The following is a 23,472-nucleotide window of genomic DNA, read 5'->3' as shown; positions in this document are numbered from 1 at the left end:
CGACCGCACCGGCGTACTCGAGGATCAACCGGTCAGCGAGGTGCTGGCGAGCCTGGCGGCGCGCTCGTGGGTCCGACATGGGCATCTCCTTGTACTCGACGACCAGCCTGAACCGCCAGGCGAGTTCGGGGCAGGGCCGAAGGTCCCGAGTCCGGCCGACGTGGCTCAGCCCGCGTCGTCGCCGGGGTCCGGGGCCAAGCCGGGGGCGACGTGGTGGACCTCGGTGTCGGGGCCGGGGAAGAACACCGACTCGTGACCGTTGTCCGACCAACGCACGACGTACGGCGGGCTCCCGTCGGAATGCCTCACCTGCAGGACCTCACCGTCGCGGACGGGGCCACCGACCCGGTTGCTGCGGACAATCAGGCGATCGCCGACGGATGCGTACATGTCGTGCTCCTTTGGTTCGGACGGGCGTGCGCGCCGAAAGGCTCAGCGGACGACGGCCACCGGGCATCGGGCGTGGCCGAGGACGTGCTGGCTGACCGAGCCGAGCAGCATCTCGCTGAATGCATCGCGGCCCCGAGACCCGACGACGACCAGCGATGCGGCGTGGCTGGCGTCGACCAGCACCTGCCCGGCGCGGACCGGGACCGCCTCCGGCTCGATCGAGACGTCCGGGAACTCGGCGGCACACGCGCGACAGAGGTCCTGGACGAGCTGCTCGGCGGCGGCCAGCTGACGGTCGGCGAGCTCGGACTCGGCGCCGTCGAAGGTCAGCACATGAGCGAGCGCCGAGAAGCAGCCGTGGACCGCGGCGACGCTCTCGCCCGTGCGTCGAGCCCGCTCGCAGGCGAATCGGAGCGCCTGAGCGGAGGACGGTGACTCGTCGACGCCGACCACGATCCGGTCCACCGCCGTCGAGTGCCGGGGCCGTACGACGACCACGGGGCATGGCGCGTGGCGCGCGATGTGTTGGCTGACCGAGCCGGCCAGCGTGCCGGCCGCGAACCCGTGGCCGGCGCTGCCGACGACGAGCAGCGACGCGCTCCGTGCCGCGTCGAGGAGCTGGGGGACGACCGAGCCGTGCCGTACCTCGACCTCGGCGTCGGCGCGACCGAGAGCGCCGAGCCGTTCCGCGGCGCTCGCGCACCATTCCTCGACGGCGCGGTCCATGACATGGCGGTACTCGCCGAGGGCCGGGGCCATCGCCGTGCCGACCACGACGACATGCAGGTCGGGCGGCGGAGCGGCGCCGACCGCCGCGTCCTGGGCCGCCCAGACGAGCGCGGCATCAGCGCCGGACGATCCGTCGTACCCGACGACAATGCGGGAGTTGTCTCTCATGGGCCCAGCCTGCGCCGGCCACGGGTGGGCCGACAGGGCCAAAGGGCACGACCCCGGGTGACCGTTGGCCGTGGGGTGACCTGGGGAGGGCTGGGCATCCGGCCGTCGATGCGCCCGGTCGGGGTCGTGGTCTCGTTGAGGTCGGCCATGCCGTCCGCGTCAGTCATCGACCAGCCGCCTGCCGCTGATCCGTGTCGGACTGACCCGGACGTACACCGGCCGGAAGCCGCGCGCCCACGGCAGCGGACGGGTCGACTCTAGGGCGGGCAGGTCCGCGCTCTCGACGTACGACGACCGCCCACGCACCAGCACGCTCCAGCCCGTCTGGTGGAAGTCGTCGAGGCGGTCGACCTGGAAGGAGACCTCGGCGTCGTTGAGACGCAGGCACATCTCGCTGGCGGGGGAGACCCGGAACAGGACGGTCTCGCCGTCCATCCGGAAGTTGACCGGCAGCGCGACCGGCCCCTGGTCGTCGGCGTAGACGATGCGGCCGACGCGGGCCAGGCCGAGCAGCTGCAGGCACTCGGAGCGGGGGATGTCGTGCAGCGTCGCCTGCTGCAGGTCCTCGTAGGCGTCCATGCCGGTTCCTCTCGTTGCGGGGGGCACGACCTCAGCCTGCGCCATCACGGCGGCGAGGCACAGGGTCGCAGGTCCCGAGCCTCGGGACCTGCGACCCGAGCCCGCGGAGGGGGCGGGCGAGACGTTCAGCGCCGCCACCATCTCTTCGGCCTGTCGGGACGCTCGTGGCCCGCGCACCACTCCTCGGCGGGCACCCGGGCCCGGACCGACGCGACGTGCTGGCCGCACCCGGCCCAGGTCGTCTTGCGCACGTCCTGCAGCGCACCGGACGGCACACGGCTCAGGCCTCCGCGGCAGTCGACTCGAGCGCGTCGGCGAACGAGCAGAACGCGTCGTACGCCCGGGCGCCGTGGATCGTCGCGGGCCCGCCGTGCATCAGGAAGGTGACGCCGATGGCCTCGGCGGCCTCCTGCCTCGTGGCACCGGCCCGGGCCGCGGCCTGCGCGTGGGAGGCGATGCAGCCGTCGCAGCCCTCGACGACGCCGATCGCCAGGGCGATCAGCTCCTTGGTGCGGGTGTCGAGCGCGCCGTCGGCGAAGGCGGCCTGGGACAGCGCGCCGAAGCCCTGGTAGACGTCGGGGATCGCGCGGCGCAGCCGGCGGTGCAGCGGGGAGAGCTCGTCGAGGACGGGCTTGGCGTGGGGCGAGTGGGTGTCGGTCATGGTGTTCCTCTCTGGCGGGTGGAAAGCGGCGGCTCAGTCGTGGGCTCAGTCGTGGGCGAAGGTGATGGTGGGCAGGGCCCGGCGCAGCCAGGCGGGCGTGGCCCAGGCGGCCCGGCCGGAGAGGCGGAGCAGCACGGGCAGCAGGACCAGGCGGACCAGGAAGGCGTCCAGCAGGACGGCGACGCCGAGGATCACGCCCATCTCCTTGGGCGGCAGCGGGCCGGAGAGCGCGAAGGTGAAGAAGACCGCGACCATCACGCCGCCGGCGGCGAAGATCACCCGGCCGGAGTGGGCGACCGCACCGACCATGGCCTCGCGGGGGTCGCCGGACCGCTCCCAGTGCTCCTTGGCCGAGGCCAGCAGGAACACGGTGTAGTCCATCGCGATCGCGAAGATCATGGCGAAGAAGAACACCGGCGCCCAGGCGTCGAGGAAGCCCTGGTGCTCGAAGCCGAGCAGGCCCGAGCCGTGGCCGTCCTGGAACAGCAGCCGGGCGACGCCGAAGGCCGCGGCGGTGGACAGCAGGCTGGCCAGGGTGCCGAGCAGCGAGATGAGCGGTGCTTGGAGGGCGACGAGCAGGAGCAGGAAGCCGAGCAGCAGCACGACGCCGATCACGAGCGGGGTGGACCGCTGGAGCTGGTCGGTCAGGTCGATGTTCTCGACCGCGGCGCCGCCGACGAGGGCGGACGACGGCAGGTCGGCGCGGAGCCGCTCGATCGTCGCGGGCAGTGCCGGGTCGGACGGGTCGACCGTCGGCATCGCCTGGATCATCGTGAGGTCGCCGTCGGTGGCGGGCACCGGCGGGAGCACGGCCCGGATGCCGGCGTCGTCGGTGAGCACGGCGGCCGCCGTACCCGCGTCGGCGGTGTCGACGACGACCTGCAGCATCCCCGGCGCACCGGGACCGAAGGCATCCTGCACCTGCGCGTAGCCGACGCGCGCACTGGCGTCCTCGGGCAGCACCTTGATCGACGGCATCCCGGTCTTCAGCCCGAGGATCGGCGCGGCCAGCGCCAGCAGGACGACGGTCGCGCCGACGCCCCAGACCACGGGGCGCCGCCACAGGTGCGCGCCCCAGCGGTCGAAGACGGGGGAGCGGTGCTCACCGACCTTCACCCAGGGCAGTGCGAACCGGTTGATGCGGTCGTCGAGCCGGGCGAGCACGAGCGGCAGCAGCGTCAGCGTCGCGGCGAGCACGAAGACGACCGAGATCATGATCCCGCCGGCCATCGAGCGGAACGCCGGCGACGGCACCAGCAGCACCGCGGACAGCGACACGAGGACGGTCGCACCGGAGAGCAGCACCGCCTTGCCGGCCGTGTCCATCGTCTCGGCGATCGCCTCCTGCACGGAGCCCTTCTGGCCCATCCGCGCCGCGCGGTAGCGGACGACGAGGAAGAGCGCGTAGTCGATGCCGAGCGCGAGGGCGAACATCATCGCGAAGTTCATCGCCCAGATGGACACCGGCACCAGCTCGTTGATGAGCACCAGCGAGCCGGCCGAGGCGACCAGGCCGGCGAGGGTGAGCAGCAGCGGCAGGCCGGCGGCGACGAGCGCGCCGAAGGCGAGCACCAGGATCGCGAGGGTCACCGGCCAGGACACCAGCTCCGAGGTCAGCATCGCCTCGAGGTTGGCCTCGTTGAAGTCCGACCAGAGCAGCGAGGACCCGGTCGGGTTGACCTGGATCGTGTCCGTCGACAGGTGCCGCAGCTCCTCCTTGAGGTCGGTCGCGACGCGCACCATCTCGTTGGTGTCGGCGCCCGCCCCGCCCAGGACGACCGCGGTGCGACCGTCGGGGGAGAGGCTGGCGCCGACGGTGGGCGCGACCACCTCGGAGATCCGCGGCTCGGCCTCGAGCGCCTGGGTGACCGCGGCCAGGACGCGTGCCCCCTCGCCGGTGTCCAGGGGAGCGTCGGTGCTGTGCACGACGACCTGGATCGCGTGGCTCGCGTTCCCGCCGAAGCGCTCCTGGGCGAGATCGCGCACGGTCACCGACTCCGAGCCGTCGGCCTGCCAGCCCGCGCCCGAGAGGCGCTTCTCCACCGAGGGGGCGAAGACGCCCAGTCCGATCACGACGGCGACCCAGATGATCGCGACGATGCGCCCGTGCTCGATGACCCGGACGCCGAGACGGCCGAGCGGGCCGGGCCGCGAGGTGTGCTGCGCCACGGTGGCGCCTCCTTCCGTTTATCCCCCCGGGGGGTTACGATTCGGAGACGTTAGCAGAACCCCCCAGGGGGATAGCGAATCGACAGAGGAGAGAGCACATGGACACCATCGACTTCACGCTCACCGCGACCGTCCCGGCGTCGTACGACGACACGGTGAGCCGGGTGCGCGAGCTGCTGGGGGAGGCCGGGTTCGGCGTCCTGACCGAGATCGACATCCGCGTGACGCTCAAGGCCAAGCTCGACGAGGACGTGCCGGCGCAGGTGATCCTCGGCGCCTGCCGGCCGCAGCTCGCGCACCGGGCGCTGCGGGTCGACCCGCGGATCGCGACCCTGCTGCCGTGCAATGTCGTGGTCGCCGACGCCGGGGAGGGGAGGACCCGGGTGGAGGTCCTCGACCCGGGCTTCATGGCGACGCTGGCGCCCGACCCGGAGCTCGCCGAGGTGGCCGCCGACGCGCGCGCCCGGCTGGCCGGGATGATGGAGGTCCTGACCGACCAGACGGGAGCGACTCGATGAAGCTGGAGCCTGAGGAGATCAAGGCGATCATCACCCGCCTCAAGCGGGCGAACGGACATCTCGCCTCGGTGATCCGGATGCTCGAGGAGGGGGCGGAGTGCGAGGACGCCCTGCTGCAGCTGGCCGCCGTCAACAAGGCCGTCGGGCGAGGCGGCTACGCGCTGGTCGCCAGTGGGCTGCAGAAGTGTCTGGTCGAGGGTGGGCCGGACTCGGTGGACGCCAAGAAGATGGAGAAGCTGTTCCTGGCGCTCGCCTGACCGGGAGTGCCGGGCCTCACTCCGCGCCGGAGGACGCGACCTGGTCGCCCCACGCGGCCCGGGCCCCGGAGTCGCCGACCCGATAGACCTGCACGCCGGTGGCCAGGGCCGCGACGACGGCGCCGACCGCGACGATCCGCAGGACCGAGCCCGACGGCGGACGGCGCTCGGACCACACGAGCGCGGCCACGAGGGCCAGCAGCGGGAGCGCGAACCAGATCAGCTGGTCGCCCATCCGGGCGTGGGCGCCCGGGTCGCCGACGTGCTTCTCCAGCGCCTCCCCGCTGGAGGTCGCGACCGGGATGAGCAACGTGGCCACCAGGGTGATGCCGAGGACCAGCGTGCCGTAGCGCCGGCGCCAGGCCGGCCGGGCCGCGATCGCCAGGGTGCCGAGGATCGCCAACGGCAGCAGGACGACGACCGCGTGGACGACGAGCGGGTGGAGGGGCAGGCCGTTGACCAGGTCGAACATGGGGCTCTCCGTCTTCGGTGATCGGGGTGGTCGGGGATCGGACGACGCCGAGCCTGTCGCGACGTCCGTCAGTGGCACCGCAAGGGCACCTCAAATCCAGGTCAAGGAGACGCATCGACAGCGGCGGCACGCGTACGGTTCCCCTCATGGCCCGGGTCTTGCTGGTGGAGGACGACGACGCGATCCGGGCCGGCCTCGGCCGCGGGCTGCGGACCCTCGGCCATGTCGTCACCAGCGTGGCCACGGGTGGCACCGCCATGGCGGCGCTCAGCTCCGACCCGCCTGACGTCGTCGTTCTCGATCTGGGCCTTCCCGACGTCGACGGGGCCCGGGTGCTCGAGGTGAGTGTGGCGCTCGGGGCGGCCCCGGTGATCGTCGCGACGGCCCGCGACGACGAGGCGGACATCGTGCGCCTGCTCAACGCGGGCGCGGACGACTACCTGGTCAAGCCGTTCTCGGCGGCCCAGCTCGATGCCCGGATCCGCGCGGTGCTGCGGCGCGCCCGACCGGAGCCCGGCCAGGACGCCGGGCTCCGGGTCGGCGAGCTGGTCCTCGACCCGATGAGGCGTTCGGTCGAGCTCGACGGGCGGGCGTTGGAGCTCACCCGCAAGGAGTTCGACCTCCTGCAGGCCCTGATGCAGCGCCCCGGCGAGGTGGTGAGCAAGCGGCAGCTGCTCGCCGACGTGTGGCAGCAGCCGTGGGGCGGGGCGGACCGGACCGTGGACGTGCACCTGTCGTGGCTGCGGCGCAAGCTCGGGGAGTCGGCGGCCCGGCCTCGCTACCTGGTGAGCGTGCGCGGCGTCGGGGTCAAGATCGTGGAGCCGGAGGCGTGAGGACGACCCTGCGCACCCGGGTGATCGCCCTCGCTGTCGGCACGGCGGCGCTCGTCATCGTGCTGGCCGGCGTGCCGCTGGCCATCATGCTGCACGCCGACGCGCGGGCGAGCACCGACCAGGAGGCGACCTACGCCGCTCAGGGAGCCGCCGACTACCTCACGGCGCGCGGGGCCGAGGAGCCGGTGCTCGCCGCCTATCTCGCTCGCCTGAACCGTCGCGAGGGCACGTCGGTGTCCGTCCGTCTCCCCGACGGCTCCGTGGTCGGCGCCGCGAACGACCTCGACGGCGTCCCGCGCGGTGCCCCGGCGGGCGGGGACCGCGACCGCGACGACCTGGGTGTGGTCTCCGCGCCACGGATCGTGTCGGCCGGCGGGCGCCGGTTCGTCGTCGTGGACTGCCGGACGACGACCGGCGTGGCCCAGGTCGTGGCGGCGGTCGCGAGCGACCGGGTCGCGGAGCGCACCCGGAACCGCTTCCTGGCCGCCGGAGTGACGGCCCTGGTGCTGCTGGGACTTGCCTGGCTGGCCGCCGAGGTGACCGGACGCCGGATCGTCCGGCCGCTGCGGCGCACCGCCGACACGGCGACCGCGCTGAGCTCCGGCGATCTCACCGCTCGCGCCCCGGCCGGTGGGCCGGCCGAGGTCGCCCGCGTGGCCACGGAGCTGAACGCGCTCGCGGACCGGATCGAGGAGCTGCTGGCCGGAGAGCGTGAGGCCGCCGCCGACCTGTCGCACCGGCTGCGCACCCCGCTGACCGCGGTCCGGCTGGGGGTCGAGGGCCTGCCGGCCGGACCGGCGCGCGACGAGCTGGAGGCCGCGGTCGGCGGACTCGAGCGGAGCCTGAGCCATCTGATCCGGGCGGCCCGGAGCGGCGTCCGGGCCGGTGTGCACCTGCGCTGCGACGCCGCCGCGGTCGTGACGGACCGGGCGGCGTTCTGGTCTCCGCTGACCGAGGACCAGGGCCGGACGAGCGAGCTCCTCGTGGCGCCCGGTCCGGTGTGGGTGCGGGTCGGCGCCGACGACCTGGCCGCGGCGGTGGACGCCCTGATCGAGAACGTCGTCGCCCACACCCCCGAGGGCACGTCCTTCGCCGTGCGCCTGGCGGAGACGGGCGAGGGCGTGCTGCTCGAGGTCCTCGATGACGGTCCCGGCGTCCCGGTGTCGGCACTGGGCCGGGGCGCGGCCGGCGGCGGCTCGACGGGACTGGGGCTCGACATCGCGCGGCGTGCCGCCGAGTCCGGCGGCGGCCGCCTCGAGGTCGTCGAGGTCGGGGGCCGGCCCGGCATCCGCCTGGTGCTGCGCCCGGCCGAGGCGCCGCTCGGCTGACGCCCCGGGGCGTCAGCGCAGGACGGGGAAGCGGCGGACGAGGGGGAGCCGCGCCCAGCGGTGCCCCAGGCCCCAGGTCGCGCCGGCGCCGGTCAGCCCGAGGACGACCATGGTCGCGGCGCCCAGCAGGTGGTCGTCGAGGACCGGGTTGTTCGCCGGGGGCAGGACGACGGACCACATGAGCAGGTACATCACGAAGCCGGCGAGGGTGCCCAGGCGCATGCCGATCCCGAAGGTGAGGCTGACGCCGATCGCGAGCAGGCCGAGCATGAAGGACCAGTCCGCGAAGGCGGTCCCGGCCAGGGAGTTCCACAGGCTCTGGAACGGACCGTCGGCGGCGAAGCCGAGGAAGCCCTGGGTCGGGCTGCCGCCATGGATCCAGGCGTCCGGACCGAACCGGTCGACCGAGCCGTCCTGGGCGACGCCGGTCGAGTAGCCGAGCGCGAGCAGCTTGTCGACGAAGGCCCACAGGAAGGTCAGGCCGAAGCCGATCCGGAGGGCGCCGAGGGCGCGGCGGGCGGCCGTCTCGGTGACCGCCGCCTCCTCGTCGTGGTCGATGAGGTGATGGACGTGGGCGGTGAGGGTGGTCATGGTCGGCTCCTTCGTTGGTCGATGGCGTCAGTCGACCAGCGGGGAGGGGGTGCCCGACAGGGGCGGAGGTCGCCCGCCGCGGGGGTCGAAGGTCCTCTCGGCCCGTGCTCGGGGCGTCGCGGCCCCCGCCGCTGGACGGACCCCACAACGATTCGCCGACAAGCCTGTGGGATCCGCGCTGTCCCCGGCGCGTCGCGAGATGGAAGGGTCGGGACCGTGCCAACGGTCTCGCGAATCGCCATCGTCAACCGCGGTGAAGCCGCCATGCGTCTCATCCACGCCGTGCGGGACCTCAACGCCCGGCACGCGTCGGGGGACGAGCAGATCAGCACCATCGCGCTGTACACCGACGTCGACGCGGGCTCGGCCTTCGTGCGGGAGGCCGACGAGGCGTACCTGCTCGGGGCGGCGGCGGCCCGACCGTACCTGGACCTCGCCGTGCTGGAGCGCGCGCTGGTCGAGACCGGCGCCGACGCGGCGTGGGTCGGGTGGGGGTTCGTGGCCGAGGACCCGGCGTTCGCGGAGCTGTGCGCCCGGCTGGGCGTGACCTTCGTCGGGCCCAGCGCCGAGGCGATGCGCAAGCTCGGCGACAAGATCGGCTCGAAGCTGATCGCCGAGGAGGTCGGGGTGCCGGTGGCGCCGTGGAGCCGCGGCGGGGTCGACAGCCTCGAGGCGGCGCTCGCCAGCGCCGAGGAGGTCGGCTACCCGCTGATGCTCAAGGCCACCGCCGGCGGTGGCGGCCGGGGGATCCGGAAGGTCGCCTCGGCCGAGGAGCTCACCGACGCCTACCAGCGCACCCGGGACGAGGCGGAGCGGGCCTTCGGCAGCGGCGTGGTCTTCCTCGAGAAGCTGGTCACCGACGCCCGCCACGTCGAGGTGCAGGTGATCGCCGACGGCCAGGGCACCGCGTGGGCGATCGGCGTGCGCGACTGCTCGGTCCAGCGCCGCAACCAGAAGGTCATCGAGGAGTCCGCGTCCCCGTTGCTGGAGGACGCCCAGGCCGCCGACCTCAAGGGCTCCGCGGAGCGCCTCGCCAACGCGGTCGGGTACGCCGGCGCGGGCACCGTCGAGTTCCTCTACCACCCCGGCACCCGGTCCTTCGCCTTCCTCGAGGTCAACACCCGCCTCCAGGTCGAGCACCCGATCACCGAGGAGGTGACCGGCACCGACCTGGTCGCGCTCCAGATCCAGGTGGCGCGCGGCATCCCGCTGTCCGGCGAGCGGCCGGCCGAGCGCGGCCACGCCGTCGAGGCGCGACTCAACGCCGAGGACCCGGACCGCGACTTCGCGCCCGCGCCCGGGCGGATCACCCGCCTGGAGCTGCCCGCAGGACCCGGCATCCGGGTCGACACCGGCGTCGCCGAGGGCGACGTGATCCCCGCCGACTTCGACTCGATGATCGCCAAGGTGATCGCGTGGGGTGCCGACCGCGAGCAGGCGATGGCCCGGCTGCGGCGGGCGATGGGGGAGACCACGGTCGTCATCGACGGCGGCGCCACCAACAAGAGCTTCATCCTCGACCTCCTCGACCAGCCCGAGGTCACCACCGGTGCCCCCGCCTGGGCCGACACCGGGTGGATCGACCGGGTCCGCGGCGATCAGTCGGGCGGTCGCCTGCAGTCGGCCCGCCACTCCGGCGTCGCGCTGGTCGCCGCCGCGATCGAGGCGTACGACGAGGAGGAGCGCGCCGAGATCGCCCGCTTCCTCCAGGCCGCCCAGGGTGGTCGCCCGCAGGTCCAGCACGACCCGTCCCGCACCATCGAGCTCAAGCTCCGGGGGACGACGTACGCGCTGACGGTGCGGCAGACCGGTCGCGCGCGGTACGACGTCACGGTGGCCGGCGGCGGCGAGGAGCGCACCGTCACCGCGGTCCTGGACCGCCTCGACGACGTGCACGGCCGCCTGACCGTCGACGGCCACCGCTACCGGCTGGTGACCGCCACCCACGGCACGGTCCACCTGGTCGAGGTCGACGACGTGATGCACCGGGTCAGCCGCGACGAGGGCGGCATGGTGCGCTCGCCCGCCCCGGCGCTCGTGGTCGCGACCCCGGTCGCCGTCGGCGACGAGGTCGCCGCCGGGCAGCCGGTGCTGGTGCTGGAGTCGATGAAGATGGAGACGGTCCTCTCGGCTCCCTTCGCGGGCCGGATCAAGGAGCTCCTGGTCCGCGTCGGCGGCCAGGTGGAGACCGGCGCGCCGCTGGTGCGCCTGGACCCGACCGGCGACGCCGAGGACGCCGGCGCGGGCGCGAGCGCGGCCACCGTCGACCTCGACCTGCCGACCTCCCACCGGGCGAGCGTGGCGACCGACAGCCTCGGCGCCCTGACGGGCCAGCTGCTCGGCTACGACGTGGCGCCCGACCAGCGCGGCGCCCTCCTCGCCGGCCACCTCGCCACCCGCGAGCCCGGCGCGCTGCGCGCCGAGATGGACCTGCTCGCCCTGTTCGCCGACTTCGCCGAGCTCAGCCGCAACCGGCCCGCCGGCGACGAGGGCCACACCGAGCTGCGCGTGCACAGCTCGCGCGAGCACTTCCACACCTACCTGCGCAGCCTCGACCCCGACCGCGGCGCGCTCCCGGACCACTTCCGCGACAAGCTGCTCCGGGTGCTCGCGCACTACGGCGTCACCGACCTGGAGCGCACCCCCGAGCTGGAGCAGGCCGTGTTCCGGGTCTTCCTGGCCCAGCAGCACCCCTCGGACGTCGACATCGCGGTCGGCGTGCTCCAGCGCTGGCTGAGCGCGCCGCCGCCGCCCGCCGAGGAGCGGGCCGACGCCCGGGCCCTGCTGGAGCGGCTGGTGCGTGCCACCCAGCTCCGGTTCGCCGTGGTCGGCGACCTGGCCCGGTCGGTCCGGTTCGCCTGGTTCGACCAGCCGCTGGTCGACGACGAGCGGCGCGCGGTGCTGGAGGGGGTGGCCGCCGAGGTGGCCGCCCTCACCGACCCCGCCGCGCCCGACCGGGAGGCCCGGATCGCCGCGCTGACCGCGATCCCGGAGCAGCTCGTCGGCTTCCTGCGCGACCGCCTCGCCGACGGCCTGCCCGAGCGGGAGCCGCTGCTGGAGGTGCTGATCCGTCGGCACTACCTCGAGTTCGACCTGCACGACCTCACCGTCAGCGGCGCCGGGCGTCCCGTGGTCCACGCCGAGTACGCCACCGACGACAAGGGCGCCACCCGCGTGGTGTCCACCATCGGCGACATCGCCGAGCTCGCCGACCCGGGCAGCGACCTCGGTACGGCGATCAGCTCCGCCCTCACGGCCGACCACGACGACGTCGTCGAGATCTACCTGCGTTGGCCCGACGCGCCCGCCGAGCCCGACCGCGCCTCGGCGGAGCTCGCCAAGCTGCTCGCCGGCCAGGACTTCGCCGCGCGGGCCCGCCGGGTCTCGGTCGCGGTCTGCCCGGCCGCCCCCCAGCCGGTGGACTACTTCACCTTCCGGCCCGACGAGTCCGGCGGCGGCGGCCTGGTCGAGGACACCCTGGTCCGCGGCATGCACCCGATGGTCGGGCGCCGGCTCAACCTCTGGCGGCTGCGCGAGTTCGACGTGACCCGGCTCGCCGCTCCCGACGACGTGCTGCTCTACGAGTGCGTGGCCCGCACGAACCCCGCCGACCGGCGCCTGGTCGCCGCCGCGCAGGTGCGCCAGCTGGCCGTCGTACGCGACGACGAGGGCCGGGTGATCGCGCTCCCGCACGCCGAGCGCGCGGTCGAGAACTGCCTCGAGGCGATCCGCCGGGTGCGGACCGCGCGCGGGCGCGAGGGCACCAAGCTCGACGTCAACCACGTGTGGGTGACGGTGTGGCCCGTCGTCGAGGCCGACCTCGACCAGCTGACCGCGCTGCAGGGCAAGATCACCCCCCTCAGCGAGGGGGCGGGCATCGAGGAGGTGCTCGCGGAGGGCCGGGTCGCCGGCCCCGACGGCACCACCACCCCGCTGGCGATCCGCTTCCACGCCAAGCCCGGCGCCGGCGTGGTGGCCGACATCGTCCCGCCGCCGACCGAGCCGCTGGCCCCGCTCGACGAGTACGCCGGCAAGGTGCTCCGCGCCCGCCGTCGCGGCCTCGTCTACCCCTACGAGCTGCAGCCGGTGCTCGCCGGCGGCGGCACCGTGGTCGAGCACGACCTCGACGGGTCCGGCGTCCTGGTCCCCGTCGACCGGGCGCCCGGCCAGAACACCGCCGGCATCATCGTCGCCGTCGTCTCCACCCCCACGCCCCTCCACCCCGAGGGCGTCACCCGGGTGGTGCTCTGCGGCGACCCGCTGATGTCGCTGGGGGCGCTCTCGGAGCCGGAGTGCGCCCGGGTGATCGCGGCGATCGACCTGGCCGAGCGGCTCGGCGTACCCGTCGAGTGGTTCGCCGTCTCGGCCGGCGCCCGGATCTCGATGGAGAGCGGCACCGAGAACATGGACTGGGTGGCCGCCGCGCTGCGCCGGATCGTGCACTTCACCCAGGCCGGCGGCGAGATCAACATCGTGGTCGCGGGGATCAACGTCGGCGCCCAGCCGTACTGGAACGCCGAGGCCACCATGCTGATGCACACCAAGGGCATCCTGGTGATGACCCCCGACAGCGCGATGGTGCTCACCGGCAAGCAGTCGCTCGACTTCTCCGGCGGCGTCTCGGCCGAGGACAACCACGGCATCGGCGGCTACGACCGGGTGATGGGCCCCAACGGCCAGGCGCAGTACTGGGTGCCCGACCTGGCGGGCGCGTTCGGCGTGCTGATGGCGCACTACGACCACACCTACGTCGCCCCCGGCGAGGCCGGCCCGCGGCGCGCGGAGTCCAGCGACCCGGTCGACCGCGACGTGACGTCGTACCCGCACCCGGGCACCGACTTCGCGACCGTCGGCGAGATCTTCTCCGCGACCCACAACCCGGACCGCAAGAAGCCCTTCGACATCCGCACCGTGATGCGGGCGCTCGCCGACGCCGACCACGAGCTGCTCGAGCGCTGGGCCGGTATGGCCGACGCCGACACCGCGGTCGTCGTCGACACCCGGATCGGCGGCTACCCGGTCAGCCTGGTCGGCATCGAGTCCAAGCCGGTCCCGCGCGCGGGCTTCCCGCCCACCGACGGCCCCGACACCTACACCGCGGGCACCCTGTTCCCGCGCTCGTCGAAGAAGGTCGCCCGCGCGATCAACGCCGCCTCCGGCAACCGGCCGCTCGTCGTGCTCGCGAACCTGTCGGGCTTCGACGGCTCGCCCGAGTCGATGCGCAACCTCCAGCTGGAGTACGGCGCCGAGATCGGCCGCGCGATCGTCAACTTCGAGGGCCCGATCGTGTTCTGCGTGATCTCGCGCTACCACGGCGGCGCGTTCGTGGTGTTCTCCAAGCAGCTCAACCCCGCGATGACCGTGCTCGCGATCGAGGGCTCCTACGCCTCGGTCCTCGGCGGTGCGCCCGCCGCCGCGGTGGTGTTCGCCGCCGAGGTCGCCAAGCGGGCCGCGGCCGACCCGAAGGTCGCCGAGCTGCAGGAGCGGATCGACCACGCCGAGGATGGCGAGCGCGGCGCGCTGGTCGTCGAGCTCGCCGAGCTGCGCGCCCAGCTGCGCGCCGACAAGATCGCCGAGGTCGCCGCCGAGTTCGACGGCGTCCACGACATCCACCGCGCGGTGGAGGTCGGCTCGGTCGACGAGGTGATCGCGGCGAGCGACCTGCGCCCGAAGGTGATCGAGGCGATCGAGCGGGGCTGGCGGGGCTGACCGCCGGCCCCCGCCGGGTCATCGGCGCGGATCGGATGAGCCTGGTTCGTCCGATCCCCGCCAATCCTCGCCGATCCCCGAGCGCCGGCTAAATCCGTTGCGGCCGCCCGGCCGGCGCGGGCATCCTTGCCGCAGGCGCGAGTGCCGGTGCGAAGACCAGGGTTACTTCATCCTGTAATCGACAGGTCGTGGGTTCGAGTCCCACCCCGCGGGTGACCGCGGTGTAGCTCAGTCGGGAGAGCAGTCGGAAAGCACCTTGGTCGACCTGGATCTCGGCACCCGCGCCCCGAACCACCCCCACGAACGAGCTGACGGACGAGGAGTCCCGATGAGGTGCACGAAGCCGCCGAGGCCTCTCGTGTAGTGCACCCCCCGTGCACCCACGAGAGCCGCCCGCTGCCGTCGCAGCGGGCGGCTCTCGTCGTTCCTGGACCCGTACCCGACCACCCCGCCCTCGGAAGGAGGGACACCACCATGACCAAGTTCAACCTGCGCGACCTGCGGCGCTCCGGCGTCGCCGCGGTCCGCGGCGCCGCCCGGCCGACCGGGCGCACCCACGAGGGCGCGCCCGGTTACGCCCGTGACGCCAAGGGCGAGCTCTTCCTGCTCGCGGTGACCTCCTTCGTGGCGGAGGACACCTTCTACGAGGCCGCGGCCGAGCGGGACGCCCGGCTGCGGGCGCTGGTGGCCTCGGTCGCCGTCGACGACGTCGACTGGACGCTGCGGCTGGTGCGCTGGCTGCGGACCGGCGTACACCTGCGCTCGGTCGCGCTGGTGGTGGCCGCGGAGGCGGTCAAGGCGCGTCTCGACGCGGGTCTGGCCGGCGACAACCGCGCGCTTGTCGATGCGGCGCTCGACCGGGCCGACGAGCCGGGCGAGCTGCTGGCCTACTGGGCCTCGCGCTACGGTCGCGCCTTCCCGAAGCCGGTGAAGCGCGGTGTCGCCGACGCGGCGGCGCGGCTCTACACGGAGCGCTCCCTGGTCAAGTACGACGCCCGCGGTCGCGGCTACCGCTTCGCCGACGTGCTCGAGCTGACCCACCCGCGTCCGCGCGACGCGCGGCAGGGCGTGCTGTTCCGGTACGCGATCGACCGGCGGCACGACCGTCCCGAGCCGGCTCCGGCCGAGCTCGGGCTGCTGGTGGCGCGCGAGCGACTGCTCGCCGTGCCGGTGGCGGAGCGGCGCGCGCTGCTCGCGACCGATGCCGACCTGCTCGGCCCGGCCGGGATGACCTGGGAGCAGGTCGCCGGCTGGCTGCAGGGTCCGCTGGACGCCGCGGTGTGGGAGGCGCTGGTGCCGTCGCTGGGCTACATGGCGCTGCTGCGCAACCTCCGCAACCTCGACGAGGCCGGTGTCTCCGACGAGGTGGCGGCGGGGGTGGCGGCGACCCTGGCCGACCCGGCCGAGGTCGCGCGCTCGCGGCAGCTGCCGCTGCGGTTCCTGTCGGCGTACCGGGCCGCGCCGTCGCTGCGCTGGGCGTGGGCCCTGGAGCAGGCGCTGCAGGCCAGCCTGGCCAACGTCCCGGCGCTGCCGGGCCGCACCCTGGTGCTGGTCGACCGCTCCGGCTCGATGTTCTGCCGGCTCTCGGGCCGCTCGACGGTGACCCGGGCGGACGCGGCGGCGGTTTTCGGCGCGGCCCTCGCGGTCCGGGCCGAGGCCGCCGACCTGGTCGAGTTCGGCACCGACAGCCGGCCGGTGCGGGTGCGCCGCGGCGAGTCCGTGCTCGCGCTCGCCGAGCGGATGGGAGACCTGGGCGGCACGAACACCGCGGCCGCCGTACGCCGGCACTTCCGCCGCCACGACCGGGTCGTGATCGTCACCGACGAGCAGGCCTGGGCCGGCTGGCGGGGCGAGGAGCCGACGGCGGCGGTGCCGGCGGACGTGCCGGTCCACACCTTCAACCTGGCCGGCTACCGCCACGGCCACGGCCCGTCCGGTGTGCCGAACCGGCACACCTTCGGCGGCCTGAGCGACTAGGGCTTCGCCGCGATCCCGCTCCTGGAGCAGGGCCGCGACCAGCACTGGCCGTTCTGAGCGGCCCCGACCGGGGACGTGTGCCCGAGAGCCCGCATCCGCGCGCTCTCGGGCACACGGTCCACCACCGCCCACCCGTTCCCAGGCAGGATGACGACGTGCTGCTGACCATCTCGACCACCCACCGGCCGGCGACCGACCTCGGCTACCTGCTGCACAAGCACCCGGACCGGGTCCAGGAGTTCGCGCAGTCCTTCGGCACGGCGACGGTGCTGTACCCGGAGGCGAGCGAGGAGCGCTGCACCGCCGCGCTGCTGCTGGAGGTCGATCCGGTGCGGCTGGCGCGGCGGCGAGGACGCGAGACGCCCGACTTCAGCCTGGCGCAGTACGTCAACGACCGCTCGTACGCCGCCTCATCCCTGCTCGGCGTCGCCCTCGCCGACGTCTTCAGCACCGCTCGCAGCGGGATCTGCAAGGCGCGCCCGGAGCTGGCGGAGCAGGCGCTGCCGCTGGAGATCGCGATCCCGGTGCTGCCGTGCCGCGGGGGAGCGGAGATCGCGCGGCGCCTGTTCGAGCCGCTCGGGTGGCGAGTCGACGCCGAGCCGATCCCGCTCGACGAGGGCTTCCCCGCGTGGGGTGCCTCGCGCTACCTCCGGCTGACCCTGCACGGCGAGCTGCGGCTGGCCGACGCGCTCAGCCAGCTGCACGTCCTGCTCCCGGTGCTCGACGAGTCCAAGCACTACTGGCAGGGACCGGACGAGGTCGACAAGCTGCTGCGCTCGGGCGGCGCGTGGCTGGCGGCCCACCCGGACCGCACGCTGATCACCCGGCGCTATCTCGGCCGTCGTGGCGGCCTCACCCGGCTCGCACTGGCGCGCCTGGCCGAGCTCGACGACACCGAGCTCGACGACACCGGGCCGGACGCCGAGGTGGGCGAGGAGGAGGTGCTGCAGCCGGAGGAGCGGCGGGTCCCCCTCAACCGGCAGCGCCACGAGGCGGTGCTGGCCGCGATCGCGGAGCTCGGGGCCCGCTCGGTCATCGACCTGGGCTGCGGTCCGGGCCAGCTCCTGGACCGCCTGCTGAAGGCCCCCGGCATCGAGCGGGTCGCGGGCTGCGACGTGTCCACCCGGTCCCTGCAGTACGCCGCCCGCCGGCTGCACGTCGACCGGATGAGCGAGCGCCAGGCCGGTCGACTCGAGCTGTTCCAGGGTGCGCTGACCTACGAGGACCCCCGCTTCGCCGGGTACGACGTCGCGGTGCTGATGGAGGTCGTCGAGCACGTCGACCCGCCGCGACTGCCCGCCCTGGAGCGGGTGGTCTTCGGGGCCGCGCGTCCCGGTGCGGTGCTGGTGACCACCCCGAACCGCGACTACAACGTGCTCTACGAAGGCCTCACCGGCCGGCGTCACCCCGACCACCGCTTCGAGTGGGACCGCGCAGAGTTCGCCGACTGGTGCGCCCGGGTCGCGGCGACCCACGGCTACGCCGTCGAGCACCGAGGCGTCGGCGACGTCGACGGGACCCACGGAAGTCCCACCCAGCTGGCCGTCTTCACCCGGAAGGAGAACGCCGATGACTGACACCGCGACCACGCTCGGCGTGCCCGCGATGGGCCTGGTGCTGCTCGTCGGCGTGTCCGGCAGCGGCAAGTCGACCTTCGCCCGGGCGCACTTCCGGCCGACCGAGGTCGTCTCCAGCGACTTCTGCCGCGGCCTGGTGGCTGACGACGAGAACGACCAGTCGGCGACCCCCGACGCCTTCGACGTGCTCCACTACATCGTCGGCACCCGACTGCGCCGCGGCCTGCTCACCGTGGTCGACGCGACCAACGTCCAGCAGGCGGCGCGCGCCGAGCTGGTGCGGCTCGCGAAGAGCCACGACGTGCTCGTCGACGCGATCGTGCTCGACGTACCCGAGAGCGTGGCGGTGGAGCGCAACGCGAGCCGCCCCGACCGCGCCTTCGGCAGGCACGTGATCACCCGGCAGCAGCGCGACCTGAAGCGCTCCCTGGGCCGCATCCGCAAGGAGGGCTTCCGCCGGGTCCACGTGCTGCGCGGTGTCGCGGAGATCGCCGCCGCGACCATCGAGCGCGAGCGCTCGTGGAACGACCTGCGCGAGGTCACGGGGCCCTTCGACGTCATCGGCGACGTCCATGGCTGCGCGTCCGAGCTGCGCACCCTGCTGGCTGAGCTCGGCTGGCGGCTGACCTACGACGCCAGCGGCGCCGCCACCGGCGCCAGCCATCCCGAGGGCCGGCGGGCGGTGTTCGTCGGCGACCTCGTCGACCGTGGCCCCGACACCCCCGGCGTGCTGCGGCTGGTGATGGGGATGGTCGCCGCGGGCACCGCGCTGTGCGTCTCGGGCAACCACGAGGCCAAGCTGGTGCGCGCGCTACGCGGCGCGAACGTCAAGGTCGCCCACGGGCTGGCCGAGTCGCTCGACCAGCTGGCCGCGCAGCCCGAGGGGTTCCGGGAGCGGGCGCTGGCCTTCATGGACGGCCTGATCAGCCACTACGTCCTCGACGGCGGCCGCCTGGTCGTCGCGCACGCCGGCCTGAAGGAGTCCTACCACGGCCGCGCGTCCGGGCGGGTCCGCGCCTTCGCGCTCTACGGCGACACCACCGGCGAGACCGACGCCTACGGCCTGCCGGTGCGCTACCCGTGGGCGGAGGAGTACCGCGGCGAGGCGATGGTCGTCTACGGCCACACCCCGGTGCCCCGCGCCGAGTGGGTCAACAACACCATCTGCCTCGACACCGGCGTCGTCTTCGGCGGTGCGCTCACCGCGCTGCGCTACCCGGAGCGGGAGATCGTGGCGGTGCCGGCCGAGCAGGAGTGGTACGCGCCGGTGCGCCCGCTCGCGGCCGCGCCGGGCGACCGCGAGCCGTCGGTGCTGGCGATCGGCGACGTCGCCGGCACCCGCTGGCTCGACTCGCCGTACGCCGGCAAGGTGAAGGTGCCCGAGGAGAACGCCGCCGCCGCGCTGGAGGTGATGAGCCGGTTCGCGGTCGACCCGCGCTGGCTGGTGTACCTCCCGCCGACGATGTCGCCGGTCGCCACCGCGACCGAGGACGGCTTCCTGGAGCACCCCGCGCAGGCCTTCGAGGAGTACGCCGGCTGGGGCGTCACCCACGTCGTGTGCGAGGAGAAGCACATGGGCTCGCGGGCGATCGCGGTGCTGGCCCGTGACGCGGAGGTGGCCGAGCGCCGGTTCGGCGTGGGCGACGGCTCCACCGGCGTGGTCCACACCCGCACCGGACGGCCGTTCTTCGCCGACCCGGTGCTCGCCGACGAGCTCGTCGCCCGGCTGCGCGCGGCCGCGGCGCCGCTGTTCGCCTCCCTCGACACCGACTGGCTGGCGCTCGACTGCGAGCTGCTGCCGTGGTCAGCCAAGGCGCTGGGCCTGATCCAGGACCAGTACGCCGCCGTCGGGGCCGCCGCCCGCACCGCGCTCCCGGTCGCCGCGGACCTGCTCGACCAGGCAGCCGCTCGCGGCCTCGACGTGGCGGCGCTGGCCGACCGGGTCGCCCGTCGGCGGGTGAACGCGACCGCGTTCCGGGACGCCTACGCGTCGTACTGCCGCCCGACCGAGGGCCTCGACGGGGTCACCGTCGCACCCTTCCAGATCCTGGCCGCCGAGGGCCGGGCGCTCGCCCACACCGAGCCGCACCCCTGGCACCTCGCCGAGCTGGCCCGGATGGACGGCGACCTGGTCGCGCCGACCCGGCACCGGCTGGTCGACCTGTCCTCGCCCGCCGAGCGTGAGGCGGCCACCCGGTGGTGGCTCGACCTCACCGCCGCCGGCGGGGAGGGCATGGTCGTCAAGCCGGCCCACCCGGTCGCGGGGCGGGTGCAGCCCGGGCTGAAGGTGCGCGGCCGGGAGTACCTCCGGATCATCTACGGTCCCGACTACACCGACGCGCTCGACCTGCTCCGCCAGCGCCACCTCGGCAGGAAGCGACAGCTCGCGCTGCGCGAGCACGGCCTCGGGCTGGACGCGCTCACCGGCTTCGTCGAGCGCCGGCCGCTGTGGCAGGTGCACCAGGCGGTGTTCGCGGTGCTGGCACTGGAGTCGGAGCCGGTCGACCCGCGGCTGTGACGCCGGGCGTCACAGGTCGTTGGCCAGCACGTGGTCGATGTTGCGCTCGGCGAGCGCGGTGATCGTCACGAAGGGGTTGACCGTGGTGTTGCCGGGGATCAGCGCGCCGTCGATGACGTACAGCCCGGCGTACCCGTGGAGCCGGCCGTAGTTGTCGGTGGCCTTGTTGAGCACGGCGCCGCCCAGCGGGTGGTAGGTGAGCCCGTCCTGCCAGATCTTGTAGCCGCCGAAGAGGTCGGTGCGGTAGATCGTGCCCTCCTTGCTGTTGATCTTGTCGAAGATGGTCTTGGCCATGTTGATCGAGTCCTGCTTCCAGGCGGTCTGCCAGGACAGGTCGACCTTGCCGGCGGCGGTGTTCCAGGAGAACTCCGCGCGTCGCGTGGTGTTGGTGATCGACAGGTACAGCGAGGCGTAGGTCTCGATGCCGGTCGGCAGCGGGGCGACCTCCGCGAACGCGCCCCCGGCGTCCCAGTTGTCGATGCCGGAGCAGGGGATCGTCGACTGCAGGGTGCCGGTGGCGTCCCACATGTGGTTGGCCCGCCCGCACATGACGTTGCCGTTGTCGCCCCAGCCCTTGCCGATCTCGTTGTTGAGCGCGGGCAGGACGCCGGTCGCCTTGAGCCGTACCAGCAGCTTGCTGGTCCCGACGCTGCCGGCGGCGAAGAACACCTTCGCGGCGGTGACGGTCTTGGTCGCCACCGTGTCGCCGGTGGTGTTGATCTGGTCGATGGTCACGGTGTAGCCACCGCCGGACGCCGGGGCGACCGAGGTGACCTTGTGCAGCGCCGAGACGTTCACCCGGCCGGTGGCGAGCGCCTGGGCGAGATAGGTCTGCACGAGCGACTTCTTGCCGTGGTCGTTGCCGTACATGACCTGGCCGTCGAGCGCGGACCGGGTGACCGTGCCGGCCTGCTCGGCCTTCATGTAGTTCCAGTCGTAGACGTCGGGCACGAAGGTCCACGCGAAGCCGGAGCGCTGGGCGTGCTTCCGCCCGACCCGGGCGTACTGGTAGCAGGCCGCGGTCTCGAACCAGGCCGGGTCGATCGAGCCGACGCCGAGGCCGGCGTTGGCGCGCGGGTAGTAGGTGCCGTACATCTCCGCCGGGTCGACCGAGGGCAGGATCGAGCTGAACCGCGACTGCTTCGGGGTGACCGCCATGCCGCCGTTGACCAGCGACCCGCCGCCGACGCCGCGGCCCTGGTAGACGGTGATGCCGGCGAACTCCTCCGCATCGAGGACGCCGGTGTACCGGCTGATCGTGGAGTCGATCGGGAAGCCGAAGAAGTTGCTCACCGGCGCCTTGGTCTTGGTGCGCAGCCAGTAGGCGCGCTTGTCCGGCGAGGTGACCTTCGGGAAGATCTTGCCGTCGGAGCCCGGGGTGTCCCACGACATGCCCATCTCCACCATCTCGACGGGCACGCCGGCCTGGGCCAGCCGGAGCGCGGCCACCGCGCCGCCGTACCCGGTGCCGATGACGAGCGCGGGGACCTGGGCGCCGTTGCCGATGGCGGCCCCGGCGGCGGGACTGGTCAGCGCCGGTACGCCGAGCGACGCGGCTCCGACGGCGGCGCCGGTCGTCGCCAGGAAGCCGCGGCGGGTGAACCGGGACGCGGAGCGGGGGCTTGCGGACATGTGACCTCCATCACAGGCGGTAGGAATCAGAACGTGTTCTACCGTTTGTGGTGAGGGTTCGTCACTACTTACCCGTCGGTAATCTCGATCCGGGCGATCGCCACCCGGCCCGCGCCGCTCAGCTCGACCGGCTCGTCGGTCACCGCGACGTCGCCGGCCGCCAGCGTGGCCGCGGCGAGGCGGACGCTGCCGTCGAGCACGGCCAGCACCACCGTCCCCGCCGCCGGTACGTCGACCGGATCCGCGGTCACCGCCCGGACCTCGAGCGTGGCCCGGGCGACGCCGCGCCGGGTCATCACGTTGAGGTCCCGGGTGGGCCGGTCGACCGTGCACCGCACGGGCACGCCGCCGTCGAAGCCGAACGGCTCGTCTGTGCGCAGCACCTGGGTGTGACCGGGCAGGTGCAGCGTCATCGCGTCGCCCTCGACCAGCATGATGATCCGGTCGACCCCCGGGAAGGCCGAGAAGTCGCCGCTCCGGGCGACCTCGGCCAGGCTCACCCGCCAGCTGAAGTCGTCGGGATCGCCGCCGAGCGCGAGCTCGGTGGTCACGCCCTGGCCGTTGCGCCACGGGACGCGAGGCAGGTCGGCGGCGCGGGTGATCGTCGGCTGCGTGCTCACCGGGCCCAGTGTGCCGCAGGCGCCGGGTCCGGGTGGACCGGTGACCTCAGCGACCGGCGCGTGCCGCGCCCTCGGCGAGCAGCAGCTGCGCCGCGGTGTAGGTCGCCATCACGACCGACTCGAGTCGCGCGGGCGCGTCGGGGAGCAGGAAGGTCCGGGCACCGAGCACCGCGTCGGAGGCGAGGAAGGTGAGTCCCCCCGCGGCGGTGAGCAGGCGCGCGTCGCGCGGCAGGGCCGGGTCGAGGTGGGTGGCCGCGGCCGCCGTGGTGGCCAGCAGCGCGGAGTAGCTGAGCACGACCCCGCCCAGGCGGCGGTCCTGCCGGGCCGCCCGCGCCGCGACCACCGGCCCGCTGGCGGCCCACAGCAGGGCGACGACCCGCGCGGCGCGGCTGCCGGCCATCGGCGTACGACGGTCGCGATGGCGCCGGAAGCCCGTCAGGTAGGCGAGATGGCCCAGCCCGAAGGAGGTCGCGCCTGCGGCGAAGGCCCGCTCGCCGGAGCCGAGCAGCAGCACGTCGCCGCCCCAGCCGCCGGCCTGCGCGAGCAGGGTGGTGGTGCGCAGTGGCGAGCCCTGGGCGCGGGCGTCGGTGGCGAGGGCGGAGCCGAGGGCGGGCAGCAGCAGCGGCTTCGTGACATGCCGCGCCCGATGCGCCCACGGGCGGCCGGACCCCGCCAGCGCGGTGTCGGCCGCCGCGAGGGCGACATAGGCGAGCTCGAGCTTGGTGGACCGGCGCACGGGGCGAA

Annotated in this window: 18 protein-coding genes and 1 pseudogene; 8 read left to right on the top strand and 11 right to left on the bottom strand. The window is 73.9% G+C overall.

What is annotated here, in order from left to right:
• Nucleotides 1-165: 165 nt before the first annotated feature.
• The 6 genes and pseudogenes from JOD66_RS03155 to JOD66_RS03135 all read right to left on the bottom strand — a co-directional run bounded on the left by JOD66_RS03155 (nucleotide 166) and on the right by JOD66_RS03135 (nucleotide 4,696).
• Complete coding sequence (locus tag JOD66_RS03155; protein WP_204835486.1) at nucleotides 166-390, bottom strand: DUF1918 domain-containing protein; 225 nt, start codon at nucleotides 388-390, stop codon at nucleotides 166-168.
• Nucleotides 391-432: 42 nt separating this feature from the next.
• Nucleotides 433-1,287 (bottom strand): universal stress protein, encoded by an 855-nt coding sequence (locus JOD66_RS03150; protein WP_204835485.1) that lies wholly within the window; start codon nucleotides 1,285-1,287, stop codon nucleotides 433-435.
• 159 nt (nucleotides 1,288-1,446) lie between these two features.
• On the bottom strand, nucleotides 1,447-1,866 hold the full coding sequence (locus JOD66_RS03145) for a pyridoxamine 5'-phosphate oxidase family protein (protein WP_204835484.1): 420 nt from the start codon (nucleotides 1,864-1,866) through the stop codon (nucleotides 1,447-1,449).
• 125 nt (nucleotides 1,867-1,991) lie between these two features.
• Nucleotides 1,992-2,143 (bottom strand): annotated as a pseudogene (locus JOD66_RS28915) (DUF8730 family Cys-rich protein).
• Between the two features lie 3 nt (nucleotides 2,144-2,146).
• Nucleotides 2,147-2,527, bottom strand: a complete 381-nt coding sequence (locus JOD66_RS03140) for a carboxymuconolactone decarboxylase family protein (protein ID WP_204835483.1) — start codon at nucleotides 2,525-2,527, stop codon at nucleotides 2,147-2,149.
• A 45-nt stretch (nucleotides 2,528-2,572) separates the two neighbouring features.
• Nucleotides 2,573-4,696, bottom strand: coding sequence for an MMPL family transporter (locus JOD66_RS03135; RefSeq protein ID WP_204835482.1), 2,124 nt, complete (start codon nucleotides 4,694-4,696; stop codon nucleotides 2,573-2,575).
• A 98-nt stretch (nucleotides 4,697-4,794) separates the two neighbouring features.
• Here JOD66_RS03135 and JOD66_RS03130 point away from each other — a divergent pair, with 98 nt between their 5' ends.
• Nucleotides 4,795-5,214, top strand: coding sequence for a DUF302 domain-containing protein (locus JOD66_RS03130; RefSeq protein WP_204835481.1), 420 nt, complete (start codon nucleotides 4,795-4,797; stop codon nucleotides 5,212-5,214).
• Nucleotides 5,211-5,471: a metal-sensitive transcriptional regulator gene (locus JOD66_RS03125; protein ID WP_204835480.1), complete on the top strand. Its 261-nt coding sequence runs from the start codon at nucleotides 5,211-5,213 to the stop codon at nucleotides 5,469-5,471. Before JOD66_RS03130 ends, JOD66_RS03125 begins: the two co-directional genes overlap by 4 nt.
• 16 nt (nucleotides 5,472-5,487) lie before the next feature.
• Here the strand turns inward: JOD66_RS03125 and JOD66_RS03120 are convergent, their stop codons facing one another.
• Entirely contained in the window at nucleotides 5,488-5,943 is a 456-nt protein-coding gene (locus JOD66_RS03120) for a DUF2231 domain-containing protein (protein WP_204835479.1), read from the bottom strand.
• A gap of 146 nt (nucleotides 5,944-6,089) precedes the next feature.
• On the opposite strand from JOD66_RS03120, the gene JOD66_RS03115 reads away from it, so the two are divergent.
• Both JOD66_RS03115 and JOD66_RS03110 read left to right on the top strand, forming a co-directional pair.
• A complete protein-coding gene (locus JOD66_RS03115; protein ID WP_204835478.1) occupies nucleotides 6,090-6,776 on the top strand; it encodes a response regulator transcription factor in 687 nt (228 codons plus the stop codon).
• Nucleotides 6,773-8,104 carry a sensor histidine kinase gene (locus tag JOD66_RS03110; protein WP_204835477.1) on the top strand — a complete coding sequence of 444 codons (1,332 nt, stop codon included), beginning with the start codon at nucleotides 6,773-6,775 and terminating at the stop codon, nucleotides 8,102-8,104. Before JOD66_RS03115 ends, JOD66_RS03110 begins: the two co-directional genes overlap by 4 nt.
• A gap of 12 nt (nucleotides 8,105-8,116) precedes the next feature.
• Here the strand turns inward: JOD66_RS03110 and JOD66_RS03105 are convergent, their stop codons facing one another.
• A complete protein-coding gene (locus JOD66_RS03105; protein ID WP_204835476.1) occupies nucleotides 8,117-8,695 on the bottom strand; it encodes a hypothetical protein in 579 nt (192 codons plus the stop codon).
• A gap of 216 nt (nucleotides 8,696-8,911) precedes the next feature.
• On the opposite strand from JOD66_RS03105, the gene JOD66_RS03100 reads away from it, so the two are divergent.
• From JOD66_RS03100 to JOD66_RS03085, 4 genes are all read left to right on the top strand, one after another.
• Nucleotides 8,912-14,404 carry an ATP-binding protein gene (locus tag JOD66_RS03100; protein WP_204835475.1) on the top strand — a complete coding sequence of 1,831 codons (5,493 nt, stop codon included), beginning with the start codon at nucleotides 8,912-8,914 and terminating at the stop codon, nucleotides 14,402-14,404.
• Nucleotides 14,405-14,878: 474 nt separating this feature from the next.
• On the top strand, nucleotides 14,879-16,381 hold the full coding sequence (locus JOD66_RS03095) for a TROVE domain-containing protein (RefSeq protein ID WP_204835474.1): 1,503 nt from the start codon (nucleotides 14,879-14,881) through the stop codon (nucleotides 16,379-16,381).
• Nucleotides 16,382-16,536: 155 nt separating this feature from the next.
• Nucleotides 16,537-17,958 carry a 3' terminal RNA ribose 2'-O-methyltransferase Hen1 gene (locus JOD66_RS03090; RefSeq protein ID WP_204835473.1) on the top strand — a complete coding sequence of 474 codons (1,422 nt, stop codon included), beginning with the start codon at nucleotides 16,537-16,539 and terminating at the stop codon, nucleotides 17,956-17,958.
• Complete coding sequence (locus JOD66_RS03085; protein ID WP_204835472.1) at nucleotides 17,951-20,476, top strand: polynucleotide kinase-phosphatase; 2,526 nt, start codon at nucleotides 17,951-17,953, stop codon at nucleotides 20,474-20,476. Before JOD66_RS03090 ends, JOD66_RS03085 begins: the two co-directional genes overlap by 8 nt.
• A 9-nt stretch (nucleotides 20,477-20,485) precedes the next feature.
• On the opposite strand, the gene JOD66_RS03080 is transcribed toward JOD66_RS03085, so the two are convergent.
• From JOD66_RS03080 to JOD66_RS03070, 3 genes are all read right to left on the bottom strand, one after another.
• Nucleotides 20,486-22,108 carry a GMC oxidoreductase gene (locus tag JOD66_RS03080; RefSeq protein ID WP_204835471.1) on the bottom strand — a complete coding sequence of 541 codons (1,623 nt, stop codon included), beginning with the start codon at nucleotides 22,106-22,108 and terminating at the stop codon, nucleotides 20,486-20,488.
• A 68-nt stretch (nucleotides 22,109-22,176) separates the two neighbouring features.
• Complete coding sequence (locus JOD66_RS03075; protein WP_204835470.1) at nucleotides 22,177-22,728, bottom strand: HutD/Ves family protein; 552 nt, start codon at nucleotides 22,726-22,728, stop codon at nucleotides 22,177-22,179.
• A gap of 46 nt (nucleotides 22,729-22,774) precedes the next feature.
• Nucleotides 22,775-23,464, bottom strand: a complete 690-nt coding sequence (locus tag JOD66_RS03070; protein WP_204835469.1) for a lysoplasmalogenase — start codon at nucleotides 23,462-23,464, stop codon at nucleotides 22,775-22,777.
• Nucleotides 23,465-23,472 lie beyond the last annotated feature (8 nt).

The organism is Nocardioides nitrophenolicus (assembly GCF_016907515.1).
Taxonomy (GTDB): Bacteria; Actinomycetota; Actinomycetes; order Propionibacteriales; family Nocardioidaceae; genus Nocardioides; species Nocardioides nitrophenolicus.
Note: the sequence above shows the minus strand (reverse complement) of the source record. Positions and strands in the feature narration are given on the sequence as shown.

Bases quoted from the DNA above. Each gene is read 5' to 3' on its own strand.
- JOD66_RS03155 (WP_204835486.1), bottom strand. From the start codon at position 390: ATGTACGCATCCGTCGGCGATCGCCTGATTGTCCGCAGCAACCGGGTC.
- JOD66_RS03150 (WP_204835485.1), bottom strand. From the start codon at position 1,287: ATGAGAGACAACTCCCGCATTGTCGTCGGGTACGACGGATCGTCCGGC.
- JOD66_RS03145 (WP_204835484.1), bottom strand. From the start codon at position 1,866: ATGGACGCCTACGAGGACCTGCAGCAGGCGACGCTGCACGACATCCCC.
- JOD66_RS03140 (WP_204835483.1), bottom strand. From the start codon at position 2,527: ATGACCGACACCCACTCGCCCCACGCCAAGCCCGTCCTCGACGAGCTC.
- JOD66_RS03130 (WP_204835481.1), top strand. From the start codon at position 4,795: ATGGACACCATCGACTTCACGCTCACCGCGACCGTCCCGGCGTCGTAC.
- JOD66_RS03125 (WP_204835480.1), top strand. From the start codon at position 5,211: ATGAAGCTGGAGCCTGAGGAGATCAAGGCGATCATCACCCGCCTCAAG.
- JOD66_RS03120 (WP_204835479.1), bottom strand. From the start codon at position 5,943: ATGTTCGACCTGGTCAACGGCCTGCCCCTCCACCCGCTCGTCGTCCAC.
- JOD66_RS03115 (WP_204835478.1), top strand. From the start codon at position 6,090: ATGGCCCGGGTCTTGCTGGTGGAGGACGACGACGCGATCCGGGCCGGC.
- JOD66_RS03105 (WP_204835476.1), bottom strand. From the start codon at position 8,695: ATGACCACCCTCACCGCCCACGTCCATCACCTCATCGACCACGACGAG.
- JOD66_RS03095 (WP_204835474.1), top strand. From the start codon at position 14,879: ATGACCAAGTTCAACCTGCGCGACCTGCGGCGCTCCGGCGTCGCCGCG.
- JOD66_RS03085 (WP_204835472.1), top strand. From the start codon at position 17,951: ATGACTGACACCGCGACCACGCTCGGCGTGCCCGCGATGGGCCTGGTG.
- JOD66_RS03080 (WP_204835471.1), bottom strand. From the start codon at position 22,108: ATGTCCGCAAGCCCCCGCTCCGCGTCCCGGTTCACCCGCCGCGGCTTC.